Here is a 24,939-nt window from a genome sequence, read left to right as displayed (position 1 = left end):
CGAACTCTAACCCTAGAGGGTTTACCCCATCGATGCTAGCCATCCCCCCTTTCGGGTTTCGGCTAAACGAATCGCACTTACGGATCTATTATTTCAGCTAAATGGTCAATTTCGATTAAACATCGCCCCGAAGAAAGTAAAAAATTTTACCTGTTAATTTTTCCGGCGTGCTTCAAACCAGGAAATCAACTGATCGCGGCAAACAGACTCCATAATACCGCCGAGTACCTCTAAGCGGTGACACGAATGCGGGCTATCTGGAATATTAGCCGCCGTCCGAATCGTGCCAGTTTTCGGGTCATCTGCTCCGTATACCAGCAGGCCAATCCGAGCTTGGACGATCGCACCAGCGCACATCGGGCAAGGTTCCAGCGTTACGTAGAGCGTGCATTGGTTAAGATGCCAGTCTTGCAAAACTTGGCCGGCCGCCCGCAAAGCCAAGATTTCAGCGTGAGCAGTCGGATCGCAGTCTCGCTCTCGCCGATTTTGCGCTTCGGCAATCAATTTGCCAGTACCGTCAACAATTGCAGCACCCACGGGTACTTCACCAGCATCACCGGCTGCTTGCGCCAATTCCACAGCCCTAGTCATCCAGCGTTTGTGAATAAAATAAGTAGTATCACTAATAAACAACGGCTCAGTTTTAGAATTCACGTCATACCTACGTAACAGAAAAACTTAAGATCGAGAAAGAAAGTTAAATTACAGCTTAATAGAAAGTCATTTTTAATTATGGACACCACGACGATCACCACTGAAATTGTTGAGCTGTTGTGCCGCATTAGTCGGCAAAAACTGCGCGAACAAGATATCACTCCTTTGGTAGTGTTTCTGACTGCTCTAATTTCCATCCTGCGCGGAGTGATGATTATTGACAGGACGATCGCAGTTGAAGAAGAAGAACGACTGCAAAAGACTCTCAAAGCCTTTGCCAGCGGCGACCGCGATCGGGTAGAACTAATTCAGCGCCTTGTCAAAGGAGTATCCAAACAGCAGGTTTACTTCAACCCCACGGAATTGCTAACCCTGACAGCTTTGTTCTCAGAATCAGAAAAACTGTTGCTTATCGGTTCCGGCTACGAAATGTCAGCGGCCGACGGACACATCGATATGCGGGAGCAAATGTACTTACAGTCGATCGCAAATCGGCTCGGCCTCGACTCCAGACACATTGCAGTCCTAGACACTTTATTTACTAAAGAAGGAACCCTCGACTCACAAGCTTTTGCCGAAGTTCAAGCTTTACTCGATCCCAGCGAATTCGAGTCCCGCGATCCGGTATTTGGCAAAGCAGCAAAGCACTTGCTGAGTATTTTACTCCGCAAATAATCCAGCGCATATAAATTTTGGGGCAGTAACATTAGTGACAGAGGAGTTCGAGGATTTGACGCTGTGTCCATTTGAGATGGGAATTGGGCGCTGTTACCCTCAAAAACCGGGTTGTTTAACCCCTACCAAGAGCGTTGCACGGCGTATGTTCGTAAAAAACCTGGTTTCGGCATAACTCCCGCTTTATTTTTTTTTGCAAGAGTCGATCGACCCTTGTATCCCATTGAACCGAATGCCTCTAAAATCTAAAAGCGACTTGTCGCTGCCTTGATTGACCCAGCTCAATCTCAAATCTCAAATTGATTGATTATGCAAATTGAATGGCAAACCGCCAAAACCTACGAAGACATTCTCTATCACAAAAGCGGCGGCACCGCCAAAATTACCATCAATCGACCTCACAAACGGAATGCTTTCCGTCCCAAAACCGTGCAGGAACTGTGCGATGCCTTTACTGATGCCCGCGAAGACACAAAAATCGGCGTTGTCCTTTTCACAGGTGCGGGGCCTCATACAGACGGCAAATACGCCTTTTGCGCCGGCGGCGACCAAAGCGTGCGGGGTGCGGCGGGATATGTAGACGAAGGTGGCATACCCCGCTTGAACGTGCTCGACTTGCAGAAGCTGATTCGCTCTATGCCCAAAGTTGTAATTGCTTTAGTTGCAGGCTACGCCATTGGAGGGGGTCACGTTCTCCACTTAATTTGCGACTTGACGATCGCTGCTGACAATGCTATTTTCGGACAGACCGGCCCCAAAGTCGGCAGTTTCGACGGTGGTTTCGGAGCTAGCTATCTTGCTAGAGTCGTCGGCCAGAAAAAAGCCAGAGAAATTTGGTTTTTGTGTCGCCAGTACGGCGCGCAGCAAGCCCTAGAAATGGGTTTAGTCAACTGCGTCGTGCCCGTCGAACAACTAGAACTAGAAGGGATGCAGTGGGCTGCGGAAATTCTCGAAAAAAGTCCGATCGCGATTCGCTGCTTGAAATCTGCTTTTAATGCCGACTGCGACGGTCAAGCCGGTTTGCAAGAACTGGCAGGAAATGCCACTTTGCTGTACTATATGACCCAGGAAGGCGCCGAAGGCAAACAAGCCTTTTTGGAAAAACGGCAACCTGATTTTAGTCAATATCCTTGGCTGCCATAGCGGGATGGAGAAATCAGTCTTTTTTATGCGCTCATATTAAAGTAGATGTTGCTGATTTTTATGAGTTAGTAAAGCCAAATGCACCCGATCGTCCAAAAGTGTGACTATTGATACCAGTTCCCAAAAAGAATGAAACTGCTTTGTCAGATCCAAACCATGATAATGATCAGTGATTTCCCAATCGAAAATCGAAAATGGTATGAGCCGCAGGGCAGCCGACAAATTAGACCGAGACTGCTGCTGCCGATTTTTCGATTAACGTTGTGCCTGTAAGCTGGCAGGCATTGCGCTCGGAAAGAGTGACGGCGGCATCCTGCAGCGTCAGAGTCGATTCTTGCCACATTCCAATTTCTTCTATGTTTTCCCAAGATGATCTAAAAGGCGAAACCGCTAAAGCACAAGCTTTCCAGTGACTTTGAACCGGACCGCCTAGTAAAGCGCAAACACCCCCGCGTCTGCCCTCAGGGGTATAGTGACGGCAGTGACCACAAGCTGAAGTTAAAGGTGAAGTTAAGGAGGTTTGCATAAAAGTTCTTCGGGAAATCATTTTCATCTCTAATTCTCCTTTGTAGAGCTAGCAGCTTTTAGAGCATCCCAACCTTTATGCTGTCTGGGTTGTAGCGATCCCCGAAGCATAATTAAATTTTATAATTTATTTATAATCTCGTTATATATAGAAACAATTAGCTCGGTGCTTGCTCATTGTATAGGTAAAAACATAGGTTAAAAGTTTATAAAGCATTAGGGATCAAGAAAAAGTATAAATGTCCGAAGAGTATGAGAGGTAACAAATAAGCAGTAGCTTAGGATACAAAAAATGGCTGATAGTATCGGTAAGCAGCCTCCCGAAAATAGCAATAATTCAGTTTTCAAATGAAAATAAAAAATAGCTGTCGGCGATCGACAGCAGGCGATCGGGTCCCTGTTGCATTGACACCAAAAGTAGCTAATCATAAAATAGGCAAGTTTTTAAGCTTCTTCTCTATATCTACCAGAATTTTGGGGTGAGAGCCTCGCCCATAAGCGGGCGATTTTAATGGGTTCTAAGAAATCCTTAGACGATTTGTAGACTTGCTGTATGCTAAGTCAAGGAGGTGAAGCAAGTGTTTAATTTGACGTTTGAATTTAAGTTGAAGCCCACAGCGACACAAATAGCAGTTTTTGAAGATTGGCTAGAACAGTGCCGCAAGGTGTACAACTATGCCCTAAGAGAACGCAAAGACTGGTACAACTCACGCAAATGTCAGATCAACTCTTGCTCCATTGGCTCCGAGTATATTATTCCTGCTGAGGAGCCTAGACCGACCTATTCAAGTCAATGCAAGGCTTTAACAGCATACAGGAAGACCAGCCCCGCATTGCAGCGAGTCAACGCTCAGGTATTGCAACAAACGCTGCGGAGATTGGAAAAAGCTTTCGTCAGTATGTGGGAGCAAAATCACGGGTTTCCTCGGTTCAAAAAACAGGCTGCTTTGAGGTCTTTGAGTTTCCCACAGTTGGGTACAACTTTCCATCAAGGCAACCGCTTTAAATTGCCTGTAATTGGCTCGATAAAATTTTGTCAGTCGCGTCCCATCCCCCAGGGCGCAATCGTCAAACAGGCTCGCGTCGTTAGACGGTCTAGTGGCTGGTATATAATGTTGACTTTGCAATGGGATGTCTCAATTCCCGATATCATTCCTCACGGCAATCCCGTAGGAATTGATGTAGGGTTGACTAATTTGATTGCAACTTCTAACGGGCTTTTAATTAAAAGAACGAGGTTTTTTGCTGACGCAGAACGCAAGCTTAAATTGCTGCAACAGCGCGTTACTAGAAAAAAAATCGGGTCAAATAATTGGAAAAAGGCTCAGAAAAAAGTCGCTTTGCTGCATGAATACGTGGCAAACTGCCGAAAAGACTGGCATCGCAAGTTGTCACATCAAATCTGTGATGACGCGGGTATGGTGTTTGTCGAAGACCTTAATCTGGTCGAACTGAAAACGGGGATGTTAGGTAAGCACTGGTTAGATGCTGGGTTTGGGCAATTCTTCAACATATTGGAGGAAACTTGCTTTAAGCGCGGTGTGTATTTCCAGAAAGTAGATGCTAAAAAGACTAGCCAAATCTGTCCCAATTGCCTTAACGAAACAGGCAAAAAAGAGTTATCACAACCAACTCACTCGTGTCACAATTGCGGCTATACAACCGACAGAGATGTCGCAGCCGCACAAGTAGTTCTCAACCGAGGGCTTGCAGCCGTAGGACATACGGTCAAGATGCTTGCCGAGGGTAAATTCATTGGAATCCCTGCGAAGCAAGAATCCCCACGCCTTTAGGCCCGGGAGTGTCAAAATCAAAACATTAAAATTAATTCAGAGGCGGTAGGAGTTTTGCTAATGAGTAAGCGTTCTTCGGTTGAATCCCCAAATCATCAATCCTCTTCAACCCCAATCAAGCCTGCTTTGCAAGCAGTCCTGGGGAGTTTAGATGTAAACCTAGAAGCAGAACTGACAACATACAGAAGGCACAGGCGGCGGGCCGAACAGTGGGTGTCGCCCTCAGTTCGTACCGGCAAGCAAACAGCCACAACCGAGCAACAGCTAGCCCAAAATTTGGCGCCGGAGACTGCGGAAGAAACTCAGCAGCCGCTATCGCTGCCCCTATCCCTTGCCGGCACTCAGGGCGATGCCCCGCTAGCAACTACCAGGGGTGGCACAAAATTATCTAGCAGTGCTTTCGCACCCAACAATTATCTCGAATCAAGCGAAAAACTGATCGAAAGTTTGGACGAGTCAAAAGCTGAGCCTGCGGTAGAACGCAGTTTAGCAGCCAGTTTGTTAACTCCCTTGGGACTGAGTTCGATGCTGCTATTTTTGCTGTCGTGCACAGCTTTGGGCTACGCAGTTATGTACCCGTCAAATCTAGTTAAGATGGCAGGCCTGAACCGTTTGCTCGATCGCACCTCACCCTCTCCCGACAGTCCCGCCTCTACTTCCACCTCAGATACCAGCACCAAGGAACTACCGAAAGCTCCAAATCTGGTATCCAAGGAATTTGTAGAACTAGATTTGAGCACTCTCAGCAATGTCCAGCCGACAGTCAGCCCGATTCCTTCCCCGTCACCAAAAGCATCAATCCCGCCAACTCCGCCAGCGCCTCCGGGCCCCAGCGGGGCTGTGCCAATTCCTACAGAAGACGGCAACCCGGCCAGAGGCAGGGAACAAGGACTCAACAATCTGAGTACGGCTTTGCTTCCCACTCCCAGCCCCAGTGCCGCGCAGCCAGTGCCGACACTGCCGACACTGCCTCCAACACCATCCCCAGGGCAGCCTGCCGCCACATCCCCGGCGACAGCATCGCCAGCCGCCGCATCCCCGCTGGGAAGGCCTGCACGGGCCACTGACGGTTTTTATTACGTTGTCACCGATTACACAGGCGAAAAATCGCTGCAGCAAGCCAGAACCGCAGTTCCTGATGCCTACGTGCGGAACTTCTCAAAGGGTGTCAAGATCCAAATGGGGGCTTTGAACGATCCTGCCTCAGCAGAACGTTTGGCGAAAGAACTCCAAGAAAAAGGGGTGAAGCCACAATACTATCAGCCATAAATTAGGTAAAGGGTGAAAAACTTTAACTAAATTGTTAGACAAAGCTAGACAATGAGGAATGTTTTGTCTAACACAAAATTGGTTTTGTAATTGTCAATTCCCACTCCTAAATCTAAAATTTAATAAAATCGGGAGACTGGCAAAATGGGATTATTCGATCGCCTATGGCGAGTGATTCGAGCCAATATTAACAGTTTGGTCGGGGCTGCAGAAGACCCAGAAAAAATTCTGGAACAGGCTGTAATGGATATGCAGGAAGATTTAGTGCAGCTCAGACAAGCTGTGGCAGGAGCGATTGCAGCTCAAAAACGCACTGAACGCCAGTGTTCCCAAGCTGAGTCTACAGCAGCAGAATGGCATCAGCGGGCGCAGCTAGCTTTGCAAAAAGGCGAGGAAAATTTGGCGCGGGAAGCTCTGACGCGCAAGAAATCTTATCAAGAAACGGCAACGGCGATGAAAGCCAGCCTAGGACAACAGAACGCTGTTGTGACTAAACTTAAAGAAAATATGCGGACTCTCGAAAGTAAAATTTCCGAGGCAAAATCTAAAAAAGATATGTACATTGCCCGAGCTCGATCGGCCGCATCGTCGGAAAGGCTGCAAGAAATGATGGGAAATCTCAGTACCGGCAGCGCTTTGAGCGCGTTTGAACGGATGGAAGAGAAAGTCATGCAGCTAGAAGCTCGCTCCGAAGCAATCGCAGAACTCGGAACTAATGATTTAGAAAAGAAGTTTCTCTCTCTCGAAGGTGCCGACGATGTGGATACCGAGTTGGCGGCAATGAAAGCACAAATGCTTCCGGGCAACAATACACCCAAATTGCCGTCTAGCGAGCCGCCCGCATCCTGAACCCCAGGCAAAAGAACAAGAGTCGGGACGAGCAAAAACTTCTCAACAGCCTAGCTAGAGATGGCTCGAAGCCTGTTGGGGAATTCCCGGATCGACGTTAAACTCAATAGATAGGTGCATGAATAAGCTTGCCTGCATCACATTACTCGATCGCTTTAAACTGGATTTATCTGTCTGCAAAAATTGCCAAAAACTAAATCGCACTAAAAATCTGACAAGAGTGAATTTCACAACTGCGGGCTAGGGCTATCAAGCCTCCTTTCCGCCTACTTCGTACACCTCACCCAGGAAAAATAGCATTATGGGATTATTTGACCGCATTAGCCGAGTCGTCAAAGCCAATCTTAACGATCTGGTCAATAAAGCTGAAGACCCGGAAAAGATTTTAGAACAGTCTGTTACGGATATGCAGGAAGACTTGGTGCAGTTGCGTCAGGCCGTTGCCAGCGCGATCGCTACTCAAAAGCGCACCCAGACTCAGTACAATCAAGCTGAATCTCAGTCTAACCAGTGGCAGCAGCGCGCTCAGCTAGCCCTGCAAAAAGGAGACGAGACTTTGGCCCGGGAAGCGCTAGTTCGCAAAAAGTCTCACGCTGAAACGGCGGCTACGCTGAAAGCTAGTCTGGATCAGCAATCGGCTCAGGTGGAAAGTCTCAAGCGTAACTTGATCGGTTTGGAGAGCAAAATTTCCGAAGCTAAGACTAAGAAGGATATGCTCAAAGCGAGGATATCCGCTGCTAAAGCTCAGGAACAGCTCAACAATACCATTGGCACCTTGAATACTGGCAGTTCAATGGCAGCTTTCGATCGCATGGAAGAAAAAGTTTTGCAGATTGAAGCTCGCGCGGGGGCTTCGGCAGAATTGGCAGCCGGCAGCAGCAATTTAGAGGAACAGTTCCGCTTGCTCGAAAGCGGCGGTGATGTTGACGACGAGTTGGCTCAGATGAAAGCTCAACTGACCGGGGGTTCTGTGTCTCAAGGTCAATTGCCGGCTGCGGGTAAAACGGCAGCAGCTAGTAGCTCGGAGTCGAGCCCGGTGATTGACGCTGAGTTGGAAGAATTGCGATCGCAGCTCAATAAAATGTAGTAATCTCTATCAAAATTTACCTATTTCTCAGATCGCTGGTTTGATAGAATGCTCCGCCGACCTACAGGGCTAGCTTGGGAGGTCGGAGTTTTTTTAGTAATTTTTGAATACACAAAACAGAAGTGCTGTCAACTATCTTTATATTGACTTAAGAAATTAACTCTTTAAAAAGTGATAAAGTAATTTTATTCCTTGCAAGAAGTGTAGCTTGGGAGATAAGAGTTTTTTAGTAATTTTTGAATACACAAAACAGGAGTGCTGTCAACTATCTTTATATTGATTTAAGAAATAAACTCTTTAAAAAGTGATAAAGTAATTTTATTCCTTGCAATTGCGTCGGCCGCGCCCGATCGTAAGTGTAAATAACTATCAAATATCGCTAATCTGTCATGCCCGTGCAATTTTCTAGAGGCTTTTGTAAAATCAAGTTTTTCAAGGCATTAGCACTTGGTTTTTCAATTGCAGCTATTTGTCCCGCACTGCTATCAGCTCTAAGTGTTAACGAGTCGATGGTTGCTACCGACTCAGGGGTGCAAGCGCCCATTTTACAGGATAATTTACTGTCTCAATTAAAACTAAATCAAGAAACAGCAGACGATCGCGATCGGCTTCGTGATTTATACTCGGGTTCAGAATTAGATAGAGGCAGTAAAGAGCAAGAAAATAGCATCCCGGAGTTTGATCGATCGACCCAAAGTGAGCCTGCAGAAACTCTCCCTCAATTGCCGAACCGAGGAGAAAATAGACACGAATTTCCGATTCCTAACCCGCGGCTGCCAAATCCGGCTCCTCTCCCATAACCCGCGACACCAAAGCCCTTGCCTTCAGGCGAACAGCTTTTGCCACCTGCTTTTCCCCCACTGGCACAGCCTGCAGAATTGCTAATATGCCGGGTACGATAAAAGTTGATCGATGGGAAGTAGTTGGCAGTTGATTTACCGCGAGCCGATCGTGCAAAATCCCAGAAAAGAAATCGCGATCAATATTGGTACCCGCAGTCGAGAAAGCGATACATCTTTGCTGCCAAAGGATTTTCCACTGTCGCCGGAAGCAGATAATCGGGGTAGAAATCCGGTTGCGGTGCTGAGGCTGTTTCAGGATTTTACTCAAAGGGGAGATATGTCTTGGCGACGCGATCGCAGTTCACTCTGGGAATGGCAGCATTTGGCGTTACGGTGAGCAGCAGGAGCTCAGACAGTCAATTTTTGACTTGGCGGGGGTCAATTGCAGTACGTGCGGTGGTTGGCTCGTGAGAGGCTGCTGCGGGCGGTGATGTGAAATTGGCTGAGGCAGAGCTTTTGGCGATCGAACAATTCCGTATAGGAGGCTCAGACACATTGCAGGGCTACCGTCAGGATGCAATGCTGGTCGATAGCGGGATTTTTGATTCAGGCGAGTTGCGGTATCCGATGCAAGCGCACCGACGACAAACAAGGAGTTTTGCAGGTGACGCCGTTTGTGGATTTTGGCAATGTTTTGAATCCTAGGGGAAGCGCGGTTTTGGAAACGAATAGTTTGCTGTCAGCGGGATTGCACCTGCGCTGGCTGTACAGCGAAAGGTGGAATGCTCAGCTTGGGCTGGGGAATTCCTTTGATTGGTATTAAGTCGAGCAACACGAGTTTACAAGAGCGCGGGCTGTATTTTTTTGTATAATTCAAACCTTTTGAGGAAAGCAGTCGTTTTGTCCTTGGCGGAACTGAGCAATTTCGCTATATAGTAATAATTATCATTTGGCACTCATCGTTAGGTGCCAAAAGTGTATTTTACTGATAATTTTTCAATAAAACTATGTCTAGGGTACGGTTGCTGCTTTTAAGTTCTTTTGCTGCAGGTTTTGGGCTTTGCTCCATCATTTTGGCGATGTTTACGATGACTTCCAGGCTGTCGTTTACCTCTTTTTTTACCTTTGTTTTAACTTTGGTGTTTTTTGGAATTAATCTGTTTTTTGCTTTGCATTATTATACATCACTTACTAAGCAATTGAGTGTTAAAAATAAAAGGAAAGCGAGAATTTAGCGGTTGTGAAGCAGAAGCGGAAAAAGGCATGGAGAGTTCTTTATTAAATTGGAATGTAATCAAGGAAAACTCCTTTGCGTTAGGAAAAATATCTAGCTGTAACCCATAATTATTTAAAGTCTAATTATTTAGGAGGTCTGTCTGGAAACAAGACTAAAATGGTATGAATTTGCTAAGAGGCCGATCGCACTAAAATGACTGTACAGTCGCACCCCCGCGCCACAGATTCCGGAATGTTCCCGTGAATCACCTGCTTCAGCAGCCCTTCACGGCTAGCTCCCAAGACGATCGCATCGCACTGATCGTTCTGAGCCAAATCAATTAAAGCATCAGAAACCGATTTAGCGCAAACCGAAGTCGCTATTATCGAACAGCTAACCCGGCGCTTGATAAACTCCGCCGCTTGCTTTAATTCCCCGCGATCGGGTTCTGCAACAGAAGGCTGGTGAACCTGACACAATTTAATCTCCGGTACAGCACTCGCAGCCACCAAAGCAGGTAGCAGCCGCAAAGCTGCAGCTTGCTTGTAACCGCCCCGAATAGGAACCAACCAGCGGTGCAAACCCATCAGGGTGTGCAGTCCCAATTCTGGCCCTGGAATGTCTGAATTCGGCGGGGAAAGTTCAGTCTCTGGAGTCGCTGATGAATCTGAGGATCTCGCCAATTTGGGATGATCTGCGCCGTCAACTATTTCGGGATTTAAGTCGCATTCTATAGACGCATATTTCCCCCCGTCAAGAGCGGTAGAAAACTCATTTTTCTGGCGGTTGGCTAATATTTTTTCGCTCCATTTAACCAAAATAACCTCGCAGCCGGCTTGCCGAATTACGGTATCGACCACATCACCAAAAATGCGTCCCGTGGTGGATTTTTCGCCTTGCCATCCCATCAAAATTAAATCGATATGTCGCTCCTTAATTGTCTCTAAAATCGCGTGAGGTACGTCATGAGCTACCCGTATTTGGGTGTGTACAGGCAAGTTCCAATTGCGAATAATTCGTTCGGCTTGTTGCAGCAGGCGGCGGCTTTTTGTTGTCCGCACAGTGGTTTCTGAGGGGGAACTGTTGCGCGGTACTAAGATGATTTGCAGGCATTCTAATTCGTAATTACGATCGCGCGCGATCGCGGCCGCCAGCCGCAGCAAAGCGGGTGCTGTCTGGGGGTTGGAAAGCGGCACTAATAAGCGGCCGTTTCCGACTTGCGGAGCTCTGGTTTGATAGACAACATAGGAAGGTTCTGGATGCGGGCCCTGGGCTGTTTCTCCGCTGAGGCGATCGGATTCAACTCGGATAATGTCGCTGCGGGTAATAATTCCCACCAAACGTCGGCCTTCTACGACGGGCAAGCGGCTGATATTGTAGTTGTTAAGCCTGTACAATACCTCGCTTAAAGTATCGCTTGCTTTGACTGCGATCGGCTGTACAGTCATAAATTCTTTGAGCAGCGAGTTGCCGGGCAAATTGCACTCGCTGGCTTTTGCCAAATCGGTTTGACTGACAATTCCGACTAATTTGCCATCTTCAACGACTGGAAATCCTCGGTGGTGCGATCGCGAAAATGCCTGGATCACTTCATCGAAAGTCAGCAAACTCGAAAGAGTTTCAACTCGGCGCTGCATCACGTCATCTGCGTACAAGTCGCTCAAAGTATTGCTTGCAGCTTTTGCCTTTGTCAGTTGAATGCCGTTAAACTCCAAAAGGTGAGTATACAGCGAGCCACTGTCTACCTTTTCTGCGACTAAATAAGCAACTACACAACAGATCATCAAAGGCAGCACTAATTTGAAATCCGCCGTAATTTCAAACACAATTACTACCGCAGTAATCGGTGCTCTAGTAACCGCGCAAAAAAATGCTCCCATTCCCGCCAAAGCGTAAGTTACCGGCAAACCTACGCCCAGGGAATCTGCCTGCACAATGCCCACCATGTGACCTAGTGCAGAACCCATAACTAGGGAAGGGGAGAACAATCCTCCCGGAGCTCCAGAAGCGGCGGAAATAATTGTCAGGAAAAAGTGAGCTATAAAAGCAATTAAACTCGTTATTCCGCTTGCTTCTCCGGTCAGCAGAAACTCTCGCAAACCCGTATTGTTGCGGAAAGTTTCTGGGAGGAGAGCTATTACTGAACCGCAGATGATACCAGCTAGAGCCACTCGCGCGGGCAAAGCTAATTTGAGCGATCGCCTGTTAAACTGCAAGCTAGCAATAATTCCTTTGCTGAAGCAAGCTCCCAGCAATCCCGCTAAAACTCCTAACAGTATGTAGAACGGAATTTCCTGAGCTTCAAAACTGCTGGGGTACTCGCGAAGGTTCAAATTTAAACTATCGCCGCCCAAAAGCTGCGAGACAACTGCACCGATAAAGGAAGCGATAATTGCAGTCCCTAAAGTCAATCCCGAAACGTCATACAACAGTTCTTCAACTACAAACAAAACTCCTGCAATCGGAGCGTTGAAACCCGCAGCCAATCCCGCAGCAGCACCGCAAGCAATCAATTGTCGGCGGTAGTCTGGGGAAGTAGGCATCAAGTGACCTATCCAGCCGGCCAAAGATGCTCCTATTTGCACAGTGGGGCCTTGCCTTCCTAAAGTTAAACCGGAACCAACTGCTAAAATAGTGGTCAGAAGTTTGGCGATAGCTACCCGCAAATCTAAGGCAAGATTGACGCCGCCCAGAGCAGCTTTGACGTGAGGAATGCCGCTGCCGGCAGTTTCGGGAGCAAAACGCTCCACCAAGAAACCTGTCAGCAACCCACCACATAAACCGACAGCCGGAAGCAATATCCAAGCTGGGATTAATGTCGAGGTAGCAACTCGCCAACTGCCGAGCCATCCGACTCCTGATTTGAGCAAAACCCCAGCCAGCCCTGAAATTAAACCGATCAGACAAGCTTCAAAAATAGCGAGGCGTTTCGGTCGTAAAAACAGTTGAGACTCGATGACCCTGGAAGGTTCCCTCAGTTGTTTAGGGATAGTTATGTACGGCATAAATAGCGTAGATAGCCTGAGAATTGTCTGCTCGATCGCACTTTAACGAAAAATCGCTCGACACTTACCTGAAATCTGCTGTAATTCCGATGCTACCGTATTTAATATTAATCTGGGATTTTTTTATCCTATAGCCTCCACCAATGTTTTCAAATCCGGTACTTCTAAATTATGCTGGCCGCTGGCCGGCAGTGTCGCCCCAAATCCTGCTTTGTCGTGTCTGCGATTTACCCAAACCGTTGAGATTCCCATGGATGCGGCCGGTACAATATCATGATAGATGCTCTGAGCAACATGCAGGAGTTTGTCAGTAGAAATTCCCATTGTTTCTAGGGCTATTTCAAAGTTGCGAATTGACGGTTTGTACGAGCGCACTTGTTCCGCAGTAATCAGCCAGTCGAATTCAACTTTTAAGTGTTTGGCTGTACCAGCAAACAAGTCATCGTCTATATTGGAAATTACTGCCAGTTTGTATTTCTGCTTGAGTGCTTCCAATGCTGCAACGGTATCGGGCAATGGTTGCCAATTTTTGACGGAATCAACCAAACAGTTTATTTCTGTTTCTGTCGCTGCAAAATCATTTTTTTTACCAAAACTTTTAACTATTTTTTGCAAAATATCCCGATATTTTATATAAGGATGATTCTGATTTTCTAATTCTGACTCGACCGCAGCAAAAAGCTCTAAAATGCCGTATTCGCTAAAATCACTTTCCCGATTTGACAGCCATTGTTTCAAGGCGGGCAATATCCCTCTTTCCCAATCTATCAGAGTACCGTAGCAGTCAAAACTCACCACTTGAAATTGATTGAATTCCAGCATACTTCGCTCCTACTTTAGGGTTGATATTCAGCAAAAATTTCAATTTTTCCCACAATATTTTGATTGAATTGAGCCAATTCTTCTGCGGGAATCCAATATTCTTGGTGACTAGAACTGCCCACCGTTTGTACGGGATATTTTTCCAAGAATTCTGCCGCCACTCGAAAGCAGGTAACATAGCCGAAATATCCCGAGGCTGCATCTTTTGTATTCCAATCTCGCGCGACTTGTATGGCATAGGCTTTTTGAAGCACGGGATAAAAAGTAGGCTGGAAAGATAAGCGCGGGGGAAATTCCCTAAAATCGCTTTCTTTAATCAGTTCCATTTCTTTTTTTCCGACTGCTCGGAACAGCGTTATTGTTTCTTCCTCTGATATATTGATATTTTTAAACCAAGCCTTCCAACCGCTCCAATTGTGAACTATTTTAGCCAATTCAGCGTAACCGGCGGCGCGGGGATGGGAGCCATCGTTTTCGGTAAGTTCTTTTTGCCAAATTTCTGATTTTTGCAGTGGCGTGCAAACATCTAGATAAGGCACGTCTAATTCGCTGCAAACTTGGGAAAACTGTTCGGATAAGTTGGCAATCCGGCTTGTGCGATCGGCATCGATAACTGGCGGTGGCCCTACCATTAATACTGGAAATATTTCTTTGGCTGACGTGAGAATAGCTCGGGCATTTTCAATTGAGTTCTCAACTTCTATGCGATTTTTTTCTTTTTCTAGGTGAGTGTCATTGACGCCAAAGGAAAGTACGATTCGGCCGTCGCTGTAGTGAGGTAAGCGGCAAGAAACTTCGCTGAACCAACGAGTTTCTATATCGGCACTGGTTTCTCCCCTTATTCCTAAATTGTAGTAGGTAATATCGTGTCCTTGTCCGCAAGCGGCAGCGCAAATCCGTCCTGTCCAACCGAGACATTTTGGATCGCCAGTACCGTTTACAAAAGAATCGCCGATAAAACAAATACGCATATTATGTCTGGGAAGTGGGAATTGGGAATTGGGAATGGGAATTCGTGACTGTTGACTGTTAACTGATGATTGATGATTACTAATAACTAACAACTGCCAACTGCCTTTAATTCTTGCCGATGACGGACAATCCCTCTACAATTACAGAGGGTGTGTGGCAAGAACCGTTCCACTCGGAGTCTCCTCCCAATTCTACCAATTGTTTGAGGACGCTGTAAACGTTGCCGGCTACCATTGTGTCTTTGATTCTGCCGACTATTTGACCTTTTTTGACTCGGTAGCCGAGATCGACATTAATTGAAAAATCGCCGGAAATTCCGGCACTGCCACCAAGCATTTGATCGACTACAATTCCGTCGTCTAATTGAGCGATTAAATCGATTAGCGAAAGCGAACCTGGTTTAATCAAAACATTGAACAAACTCGGTGTCGGATAGCTGCCTAAACCCGGGCGAAATCCGTTGCCGGTGGTGCCGCTACCCAAGGCTCGACCGGTGGTGCGATCGGTATAAAATAGCTGCAACACTCCGCTGTTGATAAAGACGATCGCCCGAGTGGGAGTACCTTCGTCGTCAAAGGGACAGCTATAGGGCCCGATATCTGGCTGCTGCGAGAGGGTGACAAGCGGCGATGTCACTTGTTGGCCTAATCGATCGTTCCAAGGCGAAGCGCCTTCGAGTACCTGTTTGCCGTTCAACGCCGCACACACAGTCCCCCACAGCAAATCGGCGGCTTTGGCTGTAAATAGCACCGGCACGCGGCCCGTGGGGGGGGCTACATTGTCTTTCGCCCATTCTAAACGCTGCAAAACCCGCTTGGCGCTGGTGTTTAAGTCGAGGGTACCGCGTTCGGTTTCGCCTTCCCAAATGTTGAGGAAATCTTCACCCCGTACTAATTCTGCTGATAAGTAACCGCTGAGGGTGGTATCGGTGTGACTCGAATCCAAGCCTTTGGTGTTCACCAAGCGGGTGCTCTCGATTTCGCAGTCGAGTTCGGCGGTGCAGAGGCTTTCTGGATAGGCTTCGCGGACGATCGCAATCGCCTCTTTGCCCCAGTTTACTAGCTGTTCGGCCGACACTGACACTCCGAGATCGGGATAAACAACTTTCTCACCGGTGCCGAGTTCGATGGTTTCCGGTTCGTTAAGTTGCGAAAGCGCGATCGCCCTGTCCACCAAAATTTGTAGTTCCACAGGCCCGTAAGCCACCGCCAAACCCGGCCGCCCATCCCGCCATAGCCGCAGTGCAATGCCTTCTGCTTGGGCGGTTTCTAGCTGTTTGAGGCGGTTTGCTTCAAAAAAGACCGGCCGTGAGAGCGATTGCGATTCCAATACCTCAGCAGCTTCTGCACCTGCTTTGGTGGCTAGTTCTAACAGTTGTTCTGCTGATTGCTGATTGGTCATTGTTCTCGGTGGTTGGTAATGGGCGATGGTAATACCATTTTCGATTTTCGATTTTCGATTAAAGAATTGGCAAGGACTTACTGGATATGCGTTCGGAGTACGGGTCTACATTTAGATTCTTTGGGGAAACTGGTAGAATGCGCGATCGCAATATTGTACGCATTTGTGATTGTTTCCATCTTGCCAACCGCTTAGCGTCGATTTTAGCTTTGAGATTTTAGGTTTTAGATTTACTCAACAGGTGAATCTGGGAACTTGAACTAGAACCTAAAATCTTAATATCTCCACGACAGGAGTACGTGGGAAGGTATCTGTTTTTGGCTGCGGTTAGAAACCGACTTTTTTGCTGCGGTTCAGATCTAAAAGCCGAGATTTTTCCTGAAAAAAACCGGTTGCTTAAATCTGATTTTGGCTGCTGCCCGATATCAGTTATTGCCAAGCAATCAACTAAATAGTTAGTTCGTGCAGCAGCCAAAATCCTGCAAAAGATTCCGATTCGGTATTCGACTGAATTGCTAAGAAATGTACTTTTTTTGCTTGCTTTTTAGCGGCTTCAAATCCTTTCGCTTCTCTCTCAGTTGCTGCGTCTCTGAGATTAGCTAAAATCCAGCGATCGTTAGCTCCCGTATCTAATACCAGCCTAGCAGGTGGGCCGCTCTCAAATTTCAGAAAAGCCAACTCCAACCCCGACATCCAACCTGCCAAAGCTGTTGCTCTCGACGAGTAGATAATTAGTCCCGGAATTTGCGTTTCTGGGGCGAGGCGTGTCATCGGCAGTCCGAAAGCTTCGCCAAATCCGATATCCCACTCGGACATTTCGTCAAAAGCTGCGATCGGCAAACTCACAAACGCCCATTTTTCGCCGATTAAAGCATCCGGCAGCGCAACTGGCGTTTCGGGTATAAATTGAACACTTGGGTTCACAACCGGTTGATAGCCCGGTTCGGCGGGATAAACGTCTTGCATCCGTTCTTCCAGCCACAGGCTGAGAGCGAGGGTGCGGCGGCTGCAGGCTGCGGGAATGTCCAAATCCTCGCAGGCTTTGGTAATCATGTTCGCCATTTGGCGGCGGAAAAAGCGAATTTTTTCGGGTCGTTTCGGTGCTGCGGCGATCGCCTCTTTAATTGCACCCGCCAGCCACAGGGAATTCACGGTAGAACTGGAGCAGAATTGCGAGTAGCGAAACAGAGAGTCGGCCTTGTCGCCTACATTCAGCGGGCTTTCGCAGATCAACACTTCCCATTTTTTTTTCTCTCGCTCGTCTATGATTGGACGGCTGTAAAAGTCGAGTTCCCAAATAGTAGCCATGCCGCGCTGTTAAAAATTAATCCTTTCTCATGTTACCGGACAGGGGACAAGTTTCTGATTCTGACAATTTAAGATTGATTTTCAATCGCGGGCGATTCCCTACGGGATAGCTTCGCTTCACGCACTTTCCCAAAGATTGCCACTTTCCCTTGCAGATTCCCGTGTAATTTTTGGCAGGAGTGCACAACCGGAAGCATTAGCAACTCCTCGGAGAACTCTAGCGGAGCAATCTCAACCCGCGATCGTTTGTTAAACTTGTGCAAGCTAGGGAAAACAAACAGTATAGCTTGATTCCATGAGACAAATCATTCTCGAAAAGATTGTTTCCACCTTACAACCTTTAGATTTTGTTCTCGCTTTGTGGCAAGGAGGTTCAGCAGCCCACGGATACACCGACGAGTGGTCAGACCTCGATATTGCGGTTGTGGTTGAAGATAACTGCGTGGAAGAAACATTTGATATTGTTGAAAAAGCCCTCGCAGAAATTGGCGAAATTGAACTGAAATATCGAGTTCCCGAACCCGCTTGGCACGGTCAGTCGCAGTGCTTCTGGCGGCTCAAAGAAACCCCGCCGTTTTTGCTAATTGATTTTGCCGTTTTCCGGCGCAGCAGCCGCAACGATTTCTTGGAAATAGAGAGACACGGAAAAGTGCCGATCGCCTTTGACAAAGCTAATCTAATTGTCCCGCCTCCTTTGGATAAAAACCAGCATTTATCCCAAATGCGAACCCGATTAGACGAAATAAAAATCCGTTTTGATTTGCTGCAACCTCTGGTAAAAAAAGAGATTTATCGCGGACATTTAGTAGATGCGATCGGCAACTATCATAATTGGACGCTTCTACCCTTAGTCGAACTGCTGGGTATGATTTACCGTCCACACAGATACGACTTTGAACTAAAATATTTTAGCCGAGACTTTTCGCCCGAAATAGTCGATCGCGTCGCACCGCTTTTCTGCATTGCAAATCTTGAAGATTTGTCAGTCAAACAGCAAATAGCTGAGGCTTTTTTTGCAGAAACCTTACCGCTGGTCGAAGCTAAATTTTCTTCTAAAAATGCCCTAACATTACCGTAATGCGTTCAAGGTTTCGTGAAAGCGATTAATATAGTAGCATCAACCTTAAAGATTAACATCCCGTGACAAAACTCAGCGTCAACATCAACAGAATCGCCCTCCTCAGAAACTCTCGAAATATCGGCATCCCCAGCGTTACCGAAGCCGCAAAAACAGTAATTGCCGCCGGAGCCCACGGCGTTACAGTCCACCCCCGCCCCGACGAAAGGCACATCAAAGCTGCCGATGTTTACGAATTAGCCAAAATGCTAACCGTCGAGTTTAATATCGAAGGAAACCCGTTTCAGCCGCCATTTATGGATATAGTTTGCGACGTAAAACCCGATCAGTGTACCTTAGTCCCAGACGCTCCAGACGTGCTAACATCGGATAGCGGTTGGAATATTCCCGAAAATCGCGATCGCCTCTTACCAATCATTGAAAAATTAAAAGACCATGGCATCAGAGTCAGCTTATTTATGGACGCAGATGCTGCTCTCATGCCGCTAGCAAAAGAAGTTGGAGCAGATAGAGTAGAATTGTACACGGAACCCTACGCGACGGCTTTTCGCGAAGGTAGAGTAGAATTTGTTTTTCAACAATATGTTTTAGCCGCTCAAGCCGCTCAATCAGCAGGTTTGGGACTGAATGCCGGACATGATTTAAATTTGCAAAACTTAGCTAAATTTTGCTCTATTCCTGATATACTAGAAGTATCAATTGGTCATGCTTTAATTGCGGAAGCGCTAGAAATGGGTTTGTTCAACACAGTACAAGCTTACCTAAAAATCCTGGCAGGTTCGTAAGATGAATTAACCTCATGTGGGAGGGCGGATTTTGGAGTAATCAACTCGTTTTTATCAGAAAAAATAACTAAATCCGCCCTCCAAATATACAGGTTGAAAACTTACGTAAAAAAGAGTTTAACACGCTACAAATATGGTCAGGTGAAGTTTGCAGCGCCCTAGATAATTAGGCGATCGTTAAAAACAAAGTAAAACTAGGGGCTGTCACCCTGTGGGGGTGCTAGCGGCTTTCTAATAGCAAGGCAGAGCCGGAACCCCAGACACCGCGTTTTTTGGGTATGGGCATTTCTTTAGCAAGAAGATCCTCGGAAAAAGCTTTAATTTTCCTCGACCAAATTACTAATATTCTTTGATGATATTATGCGTAAGGAGTATCATTAAAATGTCCCGACAAACTAAGGCTACTACTTAGCTCCCGCACTGCCAATTGGCTACCCGCAGGTTTTGTGCAAGTACGGGATATTTACGTGTATCCTATATGCTCCTGTAGCCTCTGTGCCATCGCCAGATTTAATCCGGTGAAAACAGGCAAACACAAGTAACCATATACAATTCCTTACCCCCCTCGGAAGTGCGACATGAAAAAACTAATTTTACTGACTGGAATGCTACTCATGATGACGGCAAAATCAGTATTTGCCAGCCCAGTAGCCCCCAAAATTGCGCCGAGCGAGCTGATGGCTGCCTCGGAAATTACAGAAACCCTTAACAAACCCGTTACCTCTGAATCAGTTCCCAACCTTGAACCGATCAAGCGAATGTCAACCTCGGAAATCCGAGAAACCATCAACCAACCCACCACCTATATTTTTGAAGGCATCAAAGGACGAGAACTCACTCTTTCCCTGTGGGCGGGACAACTGACAGCCGAACTGTACAGTCCCAATGGTGAAAATATGGGGGTTATTGAAAAATCAGACAATCAGTGGATTGGCCAGTTGCCAGAGTCAGGCATCTACCGCGTGCGAGTTACCCCGAAAGGTGAAACCACCAGCTTTGTACTCGGACGCGATTTTAACGCTAAGTGGACTTATAGGCCCGATCGCGCAATTCCCATAGCCTTCAGGGAAAAACAAGCCACAGTCAAACTCAAAATGTCCGGCTACCAAATCCAGCCGATCACGGTTCAAGGCAAACAGGGACAAACAATCAGGGTGACAGCTAGCAACAAAAATCTAGATCTGGCGATCCAATCTCCGTCGGGACAACTCCTAGATCAAGGTGAAGGTCAAACTTTTGCTCAACTCCCCGAGTCCGGAACCTACCGGGTAATCGTAGTTGCCAAGAAGCCGGTCAAGCCCTCAATCCGAGTTTCTCTGCAATAGCAAAGATTGCAGAAATACTCTTGAGGGCGATCGAATGTGCGCCACCCAAAAAAAACAGCTCGCCCCATTGGCGAGCTGTTTTTTGTGTAAAATCAACCTTGGATTAGCGTTTCAAAACGTTCTTGTTTCCAAATGCAGCTTAAATCAGAGTCAGCTAAAGCTAGCTCTCGGTATAAATTAGGGATCAACTCAACAGCCCGCTGCAAATTGTCAAGGGCAAAATCAGCAAATCCCAGTAGCGCATAACAGCAAGCTTTATTGTAAAAAGCGTTAGCAAAATCAGGATTTATTTCTAAGACTGTTTCATAGCAAGCAATCGCCTCAGAGTAGCAGCCTTTTCGCGCCAATTCCACACCCCGGTTGTACCAAATTAAATAATCTTCAAAGGGACGCTCAGAGGTGGGAGTGAACTTGGCATTTCTCTGATTTAAACCTACTAATTTCTCTAAAGCAACTCTCCGTTCGCCCACAGCTTCGGCTCTGCCCGGTTGTAGAGCGATCGATCGGCTAAAACTAGCCACTGCTTGTTTGTAAAGTCCCATGGAGTTCGCAGCTATACCGCGATTGTACCAAGCCTTTGCGTCGTCTGGGTTAAACTCGATCGCCCGGTCAAAACTGTTGAGTGCCTGATAGTAAAGCTTGAGTTCCAACAAGGCATTACCTCGGTTGTACCACGCCCAAGCAGCCTCCGGGTGCAAATTTAAAGAGCGATCGAAACTCAGAACTGCCTTCTCGTAAAGCCCCATATCGATCAGCGTCAGTCCCCGGTTGTGCCAAATACTCGCCGCGCACGGACTGAACTCCAGAGCCCGGTCAAAACTATTGAGAGCCTCCAACCACTGGCCCAACTTTCCTAAAGCAATAGCCCGGTTGTGCCAGCCAAAGCTCGCATTCGGCTCCACCGCCAAGGCTTCATCAAAACTCTTCAGCGCCTCTAAGTGTCGTTCTAATTTCCCCAGAGCCATACCTCGGCCGAACCAAGCCTTATAATGATCTGATTGCAACTTCAAAGCTCTGTTAAAGTTCGCCAGAGCACCATGATCATCGTTAGCTTCGAGGTGACGCGAACCCAGATGGTAATACCAAGCCGCTTCCAAGTTTTGAATTAAGTTCATAATATTTCGTATCTATCTTAAGGATGATTCTACCTGAAATCCTACTGGGAGTAAAACTGTAATTCCACTAAAAATCGGAAACTTTTGATACAGGGGGATCGCCGGTACAAACTGCCACTAACAACCTCAACAATTAGCCGTTGATCCTAACTATTTTTCTCTCGGAAAATCGTCTTTTAGCTAACCGCACTCATTGCTTATTGAAGCTGCTGCAAATCTCAAATCAGCCTGAATCACGCCACTATTACCGCATCCCAAATTAGGTTTGCAGTCACACAAAGATTGCTAGAGCGCCCAAAGTCCAACTGCAAATCTTATACTGCTAATAGATCCAAATTCTGCTTGCCCAATTCAAGCAACCACAACCGCTGTTTTAGCATTGTCACTCAACATCAACTGGCCTGTTCCATCAATACTAAAATCTTTCCCCAGCAAAAAACCCTTGCCCATCAACCGCTGGCAGACAACTAGCGCAGTAATCCGGCGAATTTCTTCCATCACGTCAGCAGGAATCAAATAACTCAAACTCCAGATTACGGACTCGCAGTCAGACCAAATCAAACGCTCCATACTGACAATCATCAAAGCAGCTAAACTGTCAACAGACAGCCGCCCTCTGAGATCCGCAATCAAATCTTTACCAATTAAACTATTGCGACTCATCATCGCTATAGCCATTTTCCCAATTTCTTGTTCGAGTTCTAAATGATTCATGCTTGGCACTGGCTTTTATGTTTTTAAAGCACTACTGAGAGTAAAAACAGTAAACGCTACCAGGCTCTGCCATAGCGTAGCTGGCGCAGGCTCTACCGCAACTCTTTTTAACAAAGTATACCTAAAGAAAGAGGAAAAATGTATCTAAAGGCAGATACAAAAATATTATTTTTTGGAAATTAATTGGTAAACCAATTCCTACCAGAGTTGGTACCTGCAAATCGAGTATTTGTACTCAGGTACTCAGTCGGGGCTGGAGTAAAGTCAATCGATTGGAGAATTGGAGAAAGCGACCTCACGGATGAATTCAGAGGGGTTCTACCCGGGCTGCTTTCGGTCGAAGATTGGTAAATTCCCTACATAATAAGGAAGTAGTTACTTCGGAGAAAAAACAGCAATGGCTGCAAACCAGGCAGACATCGATATTGCCCCCTTGATCGACTACGGCCTGATCGACCCCACCGCTACGCCAGAGCAAGTAGAATACTGTTGCCAACAAGCAGAGAGATTTGGGTTTGTCACAGTTTGCGTGTATCCCGCCTATGTCAGACAAGCAGTTGAGCTGCTGCACGGCAAACGTTCCAAAGTCTGTACAGTTATAGGTTTTCCCACCGGTGCTTCGACTTCAACGGTGAAAATTTACGAAGCTCTAGAAGCTGCAGATAATGGAGCAGTAGAGTTAGATGTCTCCGTTAACTTAGGATTGTTGAAAGCCGGAAGAATCGACGAATTCCACCGGGAATTAGCCCAAATTTGCGAAGAAACTAATCTCACCATCAAAGCAATTATCGAAAGTTCGCTCCTTTCCGATCCTGAAAAACAATTAGCGGCTGAGATTTGTATGGAAGCTGGTGTGGCTTACATCAAAACCAACACTGGCTTTTTTGGCCCGGCGAAAGTTGACGATGTGCGACTGCTGAAGGAAGTTACGAAGGGACGGATTGGGATTAAAGCGGCCGGCGGAATTCGTACTCATGAACAAGCTCTAGATTTGGTAGTAGCTGGGGCAACTCGTTTGGGGACTTCTCGCGGCCCGGAATTACTCCGCCAGCGAGATAATTTAGATAAAAGTCATTAGTCATTAGTCATTAGTCATTAGTTATTAGTTATTAGCAATGGCTAATTGGTCATGGCTAATTGGGAATTGGTGCGCCTTTACGCACCCTAAAACTAAAAGTTCTGCCTATTGGACTGTTTTTGCTACTGTCTAGTAACAATACTTCGGACTGTTTTTGATTGCCAACAGTAGAATGACTGTTTCAGGTCGATCGACCAACGAGGACAATGAAACTGTCCGAAGTATTGTAGTAAATATAAAATCTAAAATCTAAAATCGAGTGACTCGAACTTACAAAGCAACTGGAATCAATCTCAAGAGTGCGCCCATCGGCGAATCCGATCGAGTGCTGACAATTTTGACGCGGGAATTCGGCTTAATTCGAGCCGTAGCACCGGGTGTTCGCAAACAGCGATCGACCATCGGCGGTAGAAGCGAGTTATTTGTCGTTAACGAATTGCTAATTGCCAAAGGCCGATCGCTCGACAAAATTACCCAAGCCGACACGGTACAATCCCATCCGGGTTTGAGCCGCAACCTCGGAAAACTCTCCGCCGCGCAATATCTGGCCGAATTAGCGATCGCCAGTGCCCTTTCCGATGAGCCCCAAGAAGAACTCTTTTGGTTGCTGGGCGAACACTTGAGCCGTTTGGAGCGTTTGTCCGATCGCACAGAAATCGAATCCGCCGCCGTGCTTGTCGCCCACCTCAGCCACGGCATTTTTCACCTGCTAGCCTTAGCCGGCCTCGCGCCCCAAGTCCAAGTTTGCTGCGCCACCAGAGGGCCGCTCATCCCAAATTTCACCGATCCGAACTGGCAAACCGGGTTTAGTATACCCTCTGGGGGAACCTTCAGCTTGCCCGAGCTAGCTAACCTAGAGGCAGAACTCTCTTCAGAAATCGGTAGCTTGTACAAATCCGCCTCCCGTTCCCGGCAAACGAATGGCAGCAAGCACTTGACAAATTTTGAGATAAATGCTAAGGAATTAGCAGCGCTGCAACAGTTGGCTAGTCCAGAACTAGGAGAGGGGATTGCCGATCGAACAACTTGGGTATCAGTAGAAAATATTTTGCGCCAATATGCCCAGTATCATTTAGGTTGCACGATTCGCTCGGGAAGCTCGATCGACACCTACCTAGAGAGTTTTGAGTTTTAAATTTTGAGTGTTGACTTAAATAGGTGAACGGGCGATCGTACATCGCACCCCCAACCTGCCGGATACCCGAACCAGCCGGCCATTTGAGGTAAATTCTCAAGGTTGTTGCGACATCAGATAATAGATAGAGATAAAGTTACGAGATTATTAATAAACTTAGGGGTTAACACCTCAATTTCAAATTCCCATCCCCCCAACCTCCACCGTC

Annotated in this window: 25 protein-coding genes; 14 read left to right on the top strand and 11 right to left on the bottom strand. The window is 46.9% G+C overall.

Annotated elements, in window-relative coordinates; all coding sequences use genetic code 11:
• Positions 1 to 153: 153 nt before the first annotated feature.
• The gene (gene tadA / locus QUA27_RS19565) at positions 154 to 654 is read right to left on the bottom strand and encodes a tRNA adenosine(34) deaminase TadA (protein ID WP_333069854.1); all 501 of its coding nucleotides are present in this window, start codon (positions 652 to 654) and stop codon (positions 154 to 156) included.
• Between the two features lie 78 nt (positions 655 to 732).
• Between tadA and QUA27_RS19560 the strand changes: the two genes are divergently transcribed.
• Complete coding sequence (locus QUA27_RS19560) at positions 733 to 1,329, top strand: TerB family tellurite resistance protein (RefSeq protein WP_333069852.1); 597 nt, start codon at positions 733 to 735, stop codon at positions 1,327 to 1,329.
• 309 nt (positions 1,330 to 1,638) lie between these two features.
• Positions 1,639 to 2,472: a 1,4-dihydroxy-2-naphthoyl-CoA synthase gene (gene menB / locus QUA27_RS19555; RefSeq protein WP_333069851.1), complete on the top strand. Its 834-nt coding sequence runs from the start codon at positions 1,639 to 1,641 to the stop codon at positions 2,470 to 2,472.
• A 223-nt stretch (positions 2,473 to 2,695) separates the two neighbouring features.
• On the opposite strand, the gene QUA27_RS19550 is transcribed toward menB, so the two are convergent.
• On the bottom strand, positions 2,696 to 3,025 hold the full coding sequence (locus tag QUA27_RS19550) for a hypothetical protein (protein WP_333069849.1): 330 nt from the start codon (positions 3,023 to 3,025) through the stop codon (positions 2,696 to 2,698).
• 550 nt (positions 3,026 to 3,575) lie between these two features.
• On the opposite strand from QUA27_RS19550, the gene QUA27_RS19545 reads away from it, so the two are divergent.
• The 3 genes from QUA27_RS19545 to QUA27_RS19535 all read left to right on the top strand — a co-directional run bounded on the left by QUA27_RS19545 (position 3,576) and on the right by QUA27_RS19535 (position 6,908).
• A complete protein-coding gene (locus tag QUA27_RS19545) occupies positions 3,576 to 4,790 on the top strand; it encodes an RNA-guided endonuclease InsQ/TnpB family protein (protein ID WP_333069848.1) in 1,215 nt (404 codons plus the stop codon).
• A gap of 60 nt (positions 4,791 to 4,850) precedes the next feature.
• Positions 4,851 to 6,059 (top strand): SPOR domain-containing protein, encoded by a 1,209-nt coding sequence (locus QUA27_RS19540; RefSeq protein WP_333069847.1) that lies wholly within the window; start codon positions 4,851 to 4,853, stop codon positions 6,057 to 6,059.
• A gap of 144 nt (positions 6,060 to 6,203) precedes the next feature.
• Complete coding sequence (locus QUA27_RS19535) at positions 6,204 to 6,908, top strand: PspA/IM30 family protein (RefSeq protein WP_333069846.1); 705 nt, start codon at positions 6,204 to 6,206, stop codon at positions 6,906 to 6,908.
• A gap of 54 nt (positions 6,909 to 6,962) precedes the next feature.
• Here QUA27_RS19535 and QUA27_RS19530 read toward each other — a convergent pair whose 3' ends face one another.
• Positions 6,963 to 7,139 carry a hypothetical protein gene (locus tag QUA27_RS19530; protein ID WP_333069845.1) on the bottom strand — a complete coding sequence of 59 codons (177 nt, stop codon included), beginning with the start codon at positions 7,137 to 7,139 and terminating at the stop codon, positions 6,963 to 6,965.
• Positions 7,140 to 7,209: 70 nt separating this feature from the next.
• Here QUA27_RS19530 and QUA27_RS19525 point away from each other — a divergent pair, with 70 nt between their 5' ends.
• From QUA27_RS19525 to QUA27_RS19515, 3 genes are all read left to right on the top strand, one after another.
• Positions 7,210 to 7,995 (top strand): PspA/IM30 family protein, encoded by a 786-nt coding sequence (locus QUA27_RS19525; RefSeq protein ID WP_015176249.1) that lies wholly within the window; start codon positions 7,210 to 7,212, stop codon positions 7,993 to 7,995.
• 389 nt (positions 7,996 to 8,384) lie between these two features.
• Positions 8,385 to 8,795, top strand: a complete 411-nt coding sequence (locus QUA27_RS19520) for a hypothetical protein (RefSeq protein ID WP_015176250.1) — start codon at positions 8,385 to 8,387, stop codon at positions 8,793 to 8,795.
• A 112-nt stretch (positions 8,796 to 8,907) separates the two neighbouring features.
• Complete coding sequence (locus QUA27_RS19515; protein ID WP_333069842.1) at positions 8,908 to 9,174, top strand: hypothetical protein; 267 nt, start codon at positions 8,908 to 8,910, stop codon at positions 9,172 to 9,174.
• A gap of 19 nt (positions 9,175 to 9,193) precedes the next feature.
• Here QUA27_RS19515 and QUA27_RS19510 read toward each other — a convergent pair whose 3' ends face one another.
• A complete protein-coding gene (locus tag QUA27_RS19510) occupies positions 9,194 to 9,331 on the bottom strand; it encodes a hypothetical protein (protein WP_333069840.1) in 138 nt (45 codons plus the stop codon).
• Positions 9,332 to 9,351: 20 nt separating this feature from the next.
• Here QUA27_RS19510 and QUA27_RS19505 point away from each other — a divergent pair, with 20 nt between their 5' ends.
• Positions 9,352 to 9,600, top strand: coding sequence for a hypothetical protein (locus QUA27_RS19505; RefSeq protein WP_333069839.1), 249 nt, complete (start codon positions 9,352 to 9,354; stop codon positions 9,598 to 9,600).
• A gap of 584 nt (positions 9,601 to 10,184) precedes the next feature.
• Here the strand turns inward: QUA27_RS19505 and QUA27_RS19500 are convergent.
• The 5 genes from QUA27_RS19500 to QUA27_RS19480 all read right to left on the bottom strand — a co-directional run bounded on the left by QUA27_RS19500 (position 10,185) and on the right by QUA27_RS19480 (position 17,501).
• Positions 10,185 to 12,998, bottom strand: coding sequence for a chloride channel protein (locus tag QUA27_RS19500; RefSeq protein WP_333069838.1), 2,814 nt, complete (start codon positions 12,996 to 12,998; stop codon positions 10,185 to 10,187).
• Positions 12,999 to 13,121: 123 nt separating this feature from the next.
• Positions 13,122 to 13,820, bottom strand: coding sequence for a haloacid dehalogenase type II (locus tag QUA27_RS19495; RefSeq protein ID WP_333069837.1), 699 nt, complete (start codon positions 13,818 to 13,820; stop codon positions 13,122 to 13,124).
• A 14-nt stretch (positions 13,821 to 13,834) separates the two neighbouring features.
• On the bottom strand, positions 13,835 to 14,791 hold the full coding sequence (locus QUA27_RS19490; protein ID WP_333069836.1) for a GDSL-type esterase/lipase family protein: 957 nt from the start codon (positions 14,789 to 14,791) through the stop codon (positions 13,835 to 13,837).
• Positions 14,792 to 14,897: 106 nt separating this feature from the next.
• On the bottom strand, positions 14,898 to 16,193 hold the full coding sequence (locus tag QUA27_RS19485) for a TldD/PmbA family protein (protein ID WP_333069835.1): 1,296 nt from the start codon (positions 16,191 to 16,193) through the stop codon (positions 14,898 to 14,900).
• Positions 16,194 to 16,640: 447 nt separating this feature from the next.
• The gene (locus QUA27_RS19480) at positions 16,641 to 17,501 is read right to left on the bottom strand and encodes a Tab2/Atab2 family RNA-binding protein (protein ID WP_333069834.1); all 861 of its coding nucleotides are present in this window, start codon (positions 17,499 to 17,501) and stop codon (positions 16,641 to 16,643) included.
• A gap of 295 nt (positions 17,502 to 17,796) precedes the next feature.
• Here QUA27_RS19480 and QUA27_RS19475 point away from each other — a divergent pair, with 295 nt between their 5' ends.
• From QUA27_RS19475 to QUA27_RS19465, 3 genes are all read left to right on the top strand, one after another.
• Positions 17,797 to 18,579, top strand: a complete 783-nt coding sequence (locus QUA27_RS19475; RefSeq protein ID WP_333069833.1) for a nucleotidyltransferase domain-containing protein — start codon at positions 17,797 to 17,799, stop codon at positions 18,577 to 18,579.
• Between the two features lie 62 nt (positions 18,580 to 18,641).
• The gene (locus tag QUA27_RS19470; RefSeq protein ID WP_333069831.1) at positions 18,642 to 19,364 is read left to right on the top strand and encodes a pyridoxine 5'-phosphate synthase; all 723 of its coding nucleotides are present in this window, start codon (positions 18,642 to 18,644) and stop codon (positions 19,362 to 19,364) included.
• 578 nt (positions 19,365 to 19,942) lie between these two features.
• Complete coding sequence (locus QUA27_RS19465; protein ID WP_333069830.1) at positions 19,943 to 20,689, top strand: hypothetical protein; 747 nt, start codon at positions 19,943 to 19,945, stop codon at positions 20,687 to 20,689.
• A gap of 92 nt (positions 20,690 to 20,781) precedes the next feature.
• Here the strand turns inward: QUA27_RS19465 and QUA27_RS19460 are convergent, their stop codons facing one another.
• Positions 20,782 to 21,804, bottom strand: coding sequence for a tetratricopeptide repeat protein (locus QUA27_RS19460; protein ID WP_333069828.1), 1,023 nt, complete (start codon positions 21,802 to 21,804; stop codon positions 20,782 to 20,784).
• A gap of 351 nt (positions 21,805 to 22,155) precedes the next feature.
• Positions 22,156 to 22,518: a hypothetical protein gene (locus QUA27_RS19455; RefSeq protein WP_333069826.1), complete on the bottom strand. Its 363-nt coding sequence runs from the start codon at positions 22,516 to 22,518 to the stop codon at positions 22,156 to 22,158.
• 397 nt (positions 22,519 to 22,915) lie between these two features.
• On the opposite strand from QUA27_RS19455, the gene deoC reads away from it, so the two are divergent.
• Positions 22,916 to 23,596, top strand: a complete 681-nt coding sequence (deoC, locus tag QUA27_RS19450; RefSeq protein ID WP_333069825.1) for a deoxyribose-phosphate aldolase — start codon at positions 22,916 to 22,918, stop codon at positions 23,594 to 23,596.
• Between the two features lie 259 nt (positions 23,597 to 23,855).
• Positions 23,856 to 24,731, top strand: coding sequence for a DNA repair protein RecO (recO, locus tag QUA27_RS19445; protein ID WP_333069823.1), 876 nt, complete (start codon positions 23,856 to 23,858; stop codon positions 24,729 to 24,731).
• Positions 24,732 to 24,939: the final 208 nt, after the last annotated feature.

Source organism: Microcoleus harperi Pol14_C6, from assembly GCF_036701295.1.
Lineage (GTDB): Bacteria > Cyanobacteriota > Cyanobacteriia > Cyanobacteriales > Microcoleaceae > Microcoleus.
This window is presented reverse-complemented; position numbering and strand designations above follow the sequence as displayed.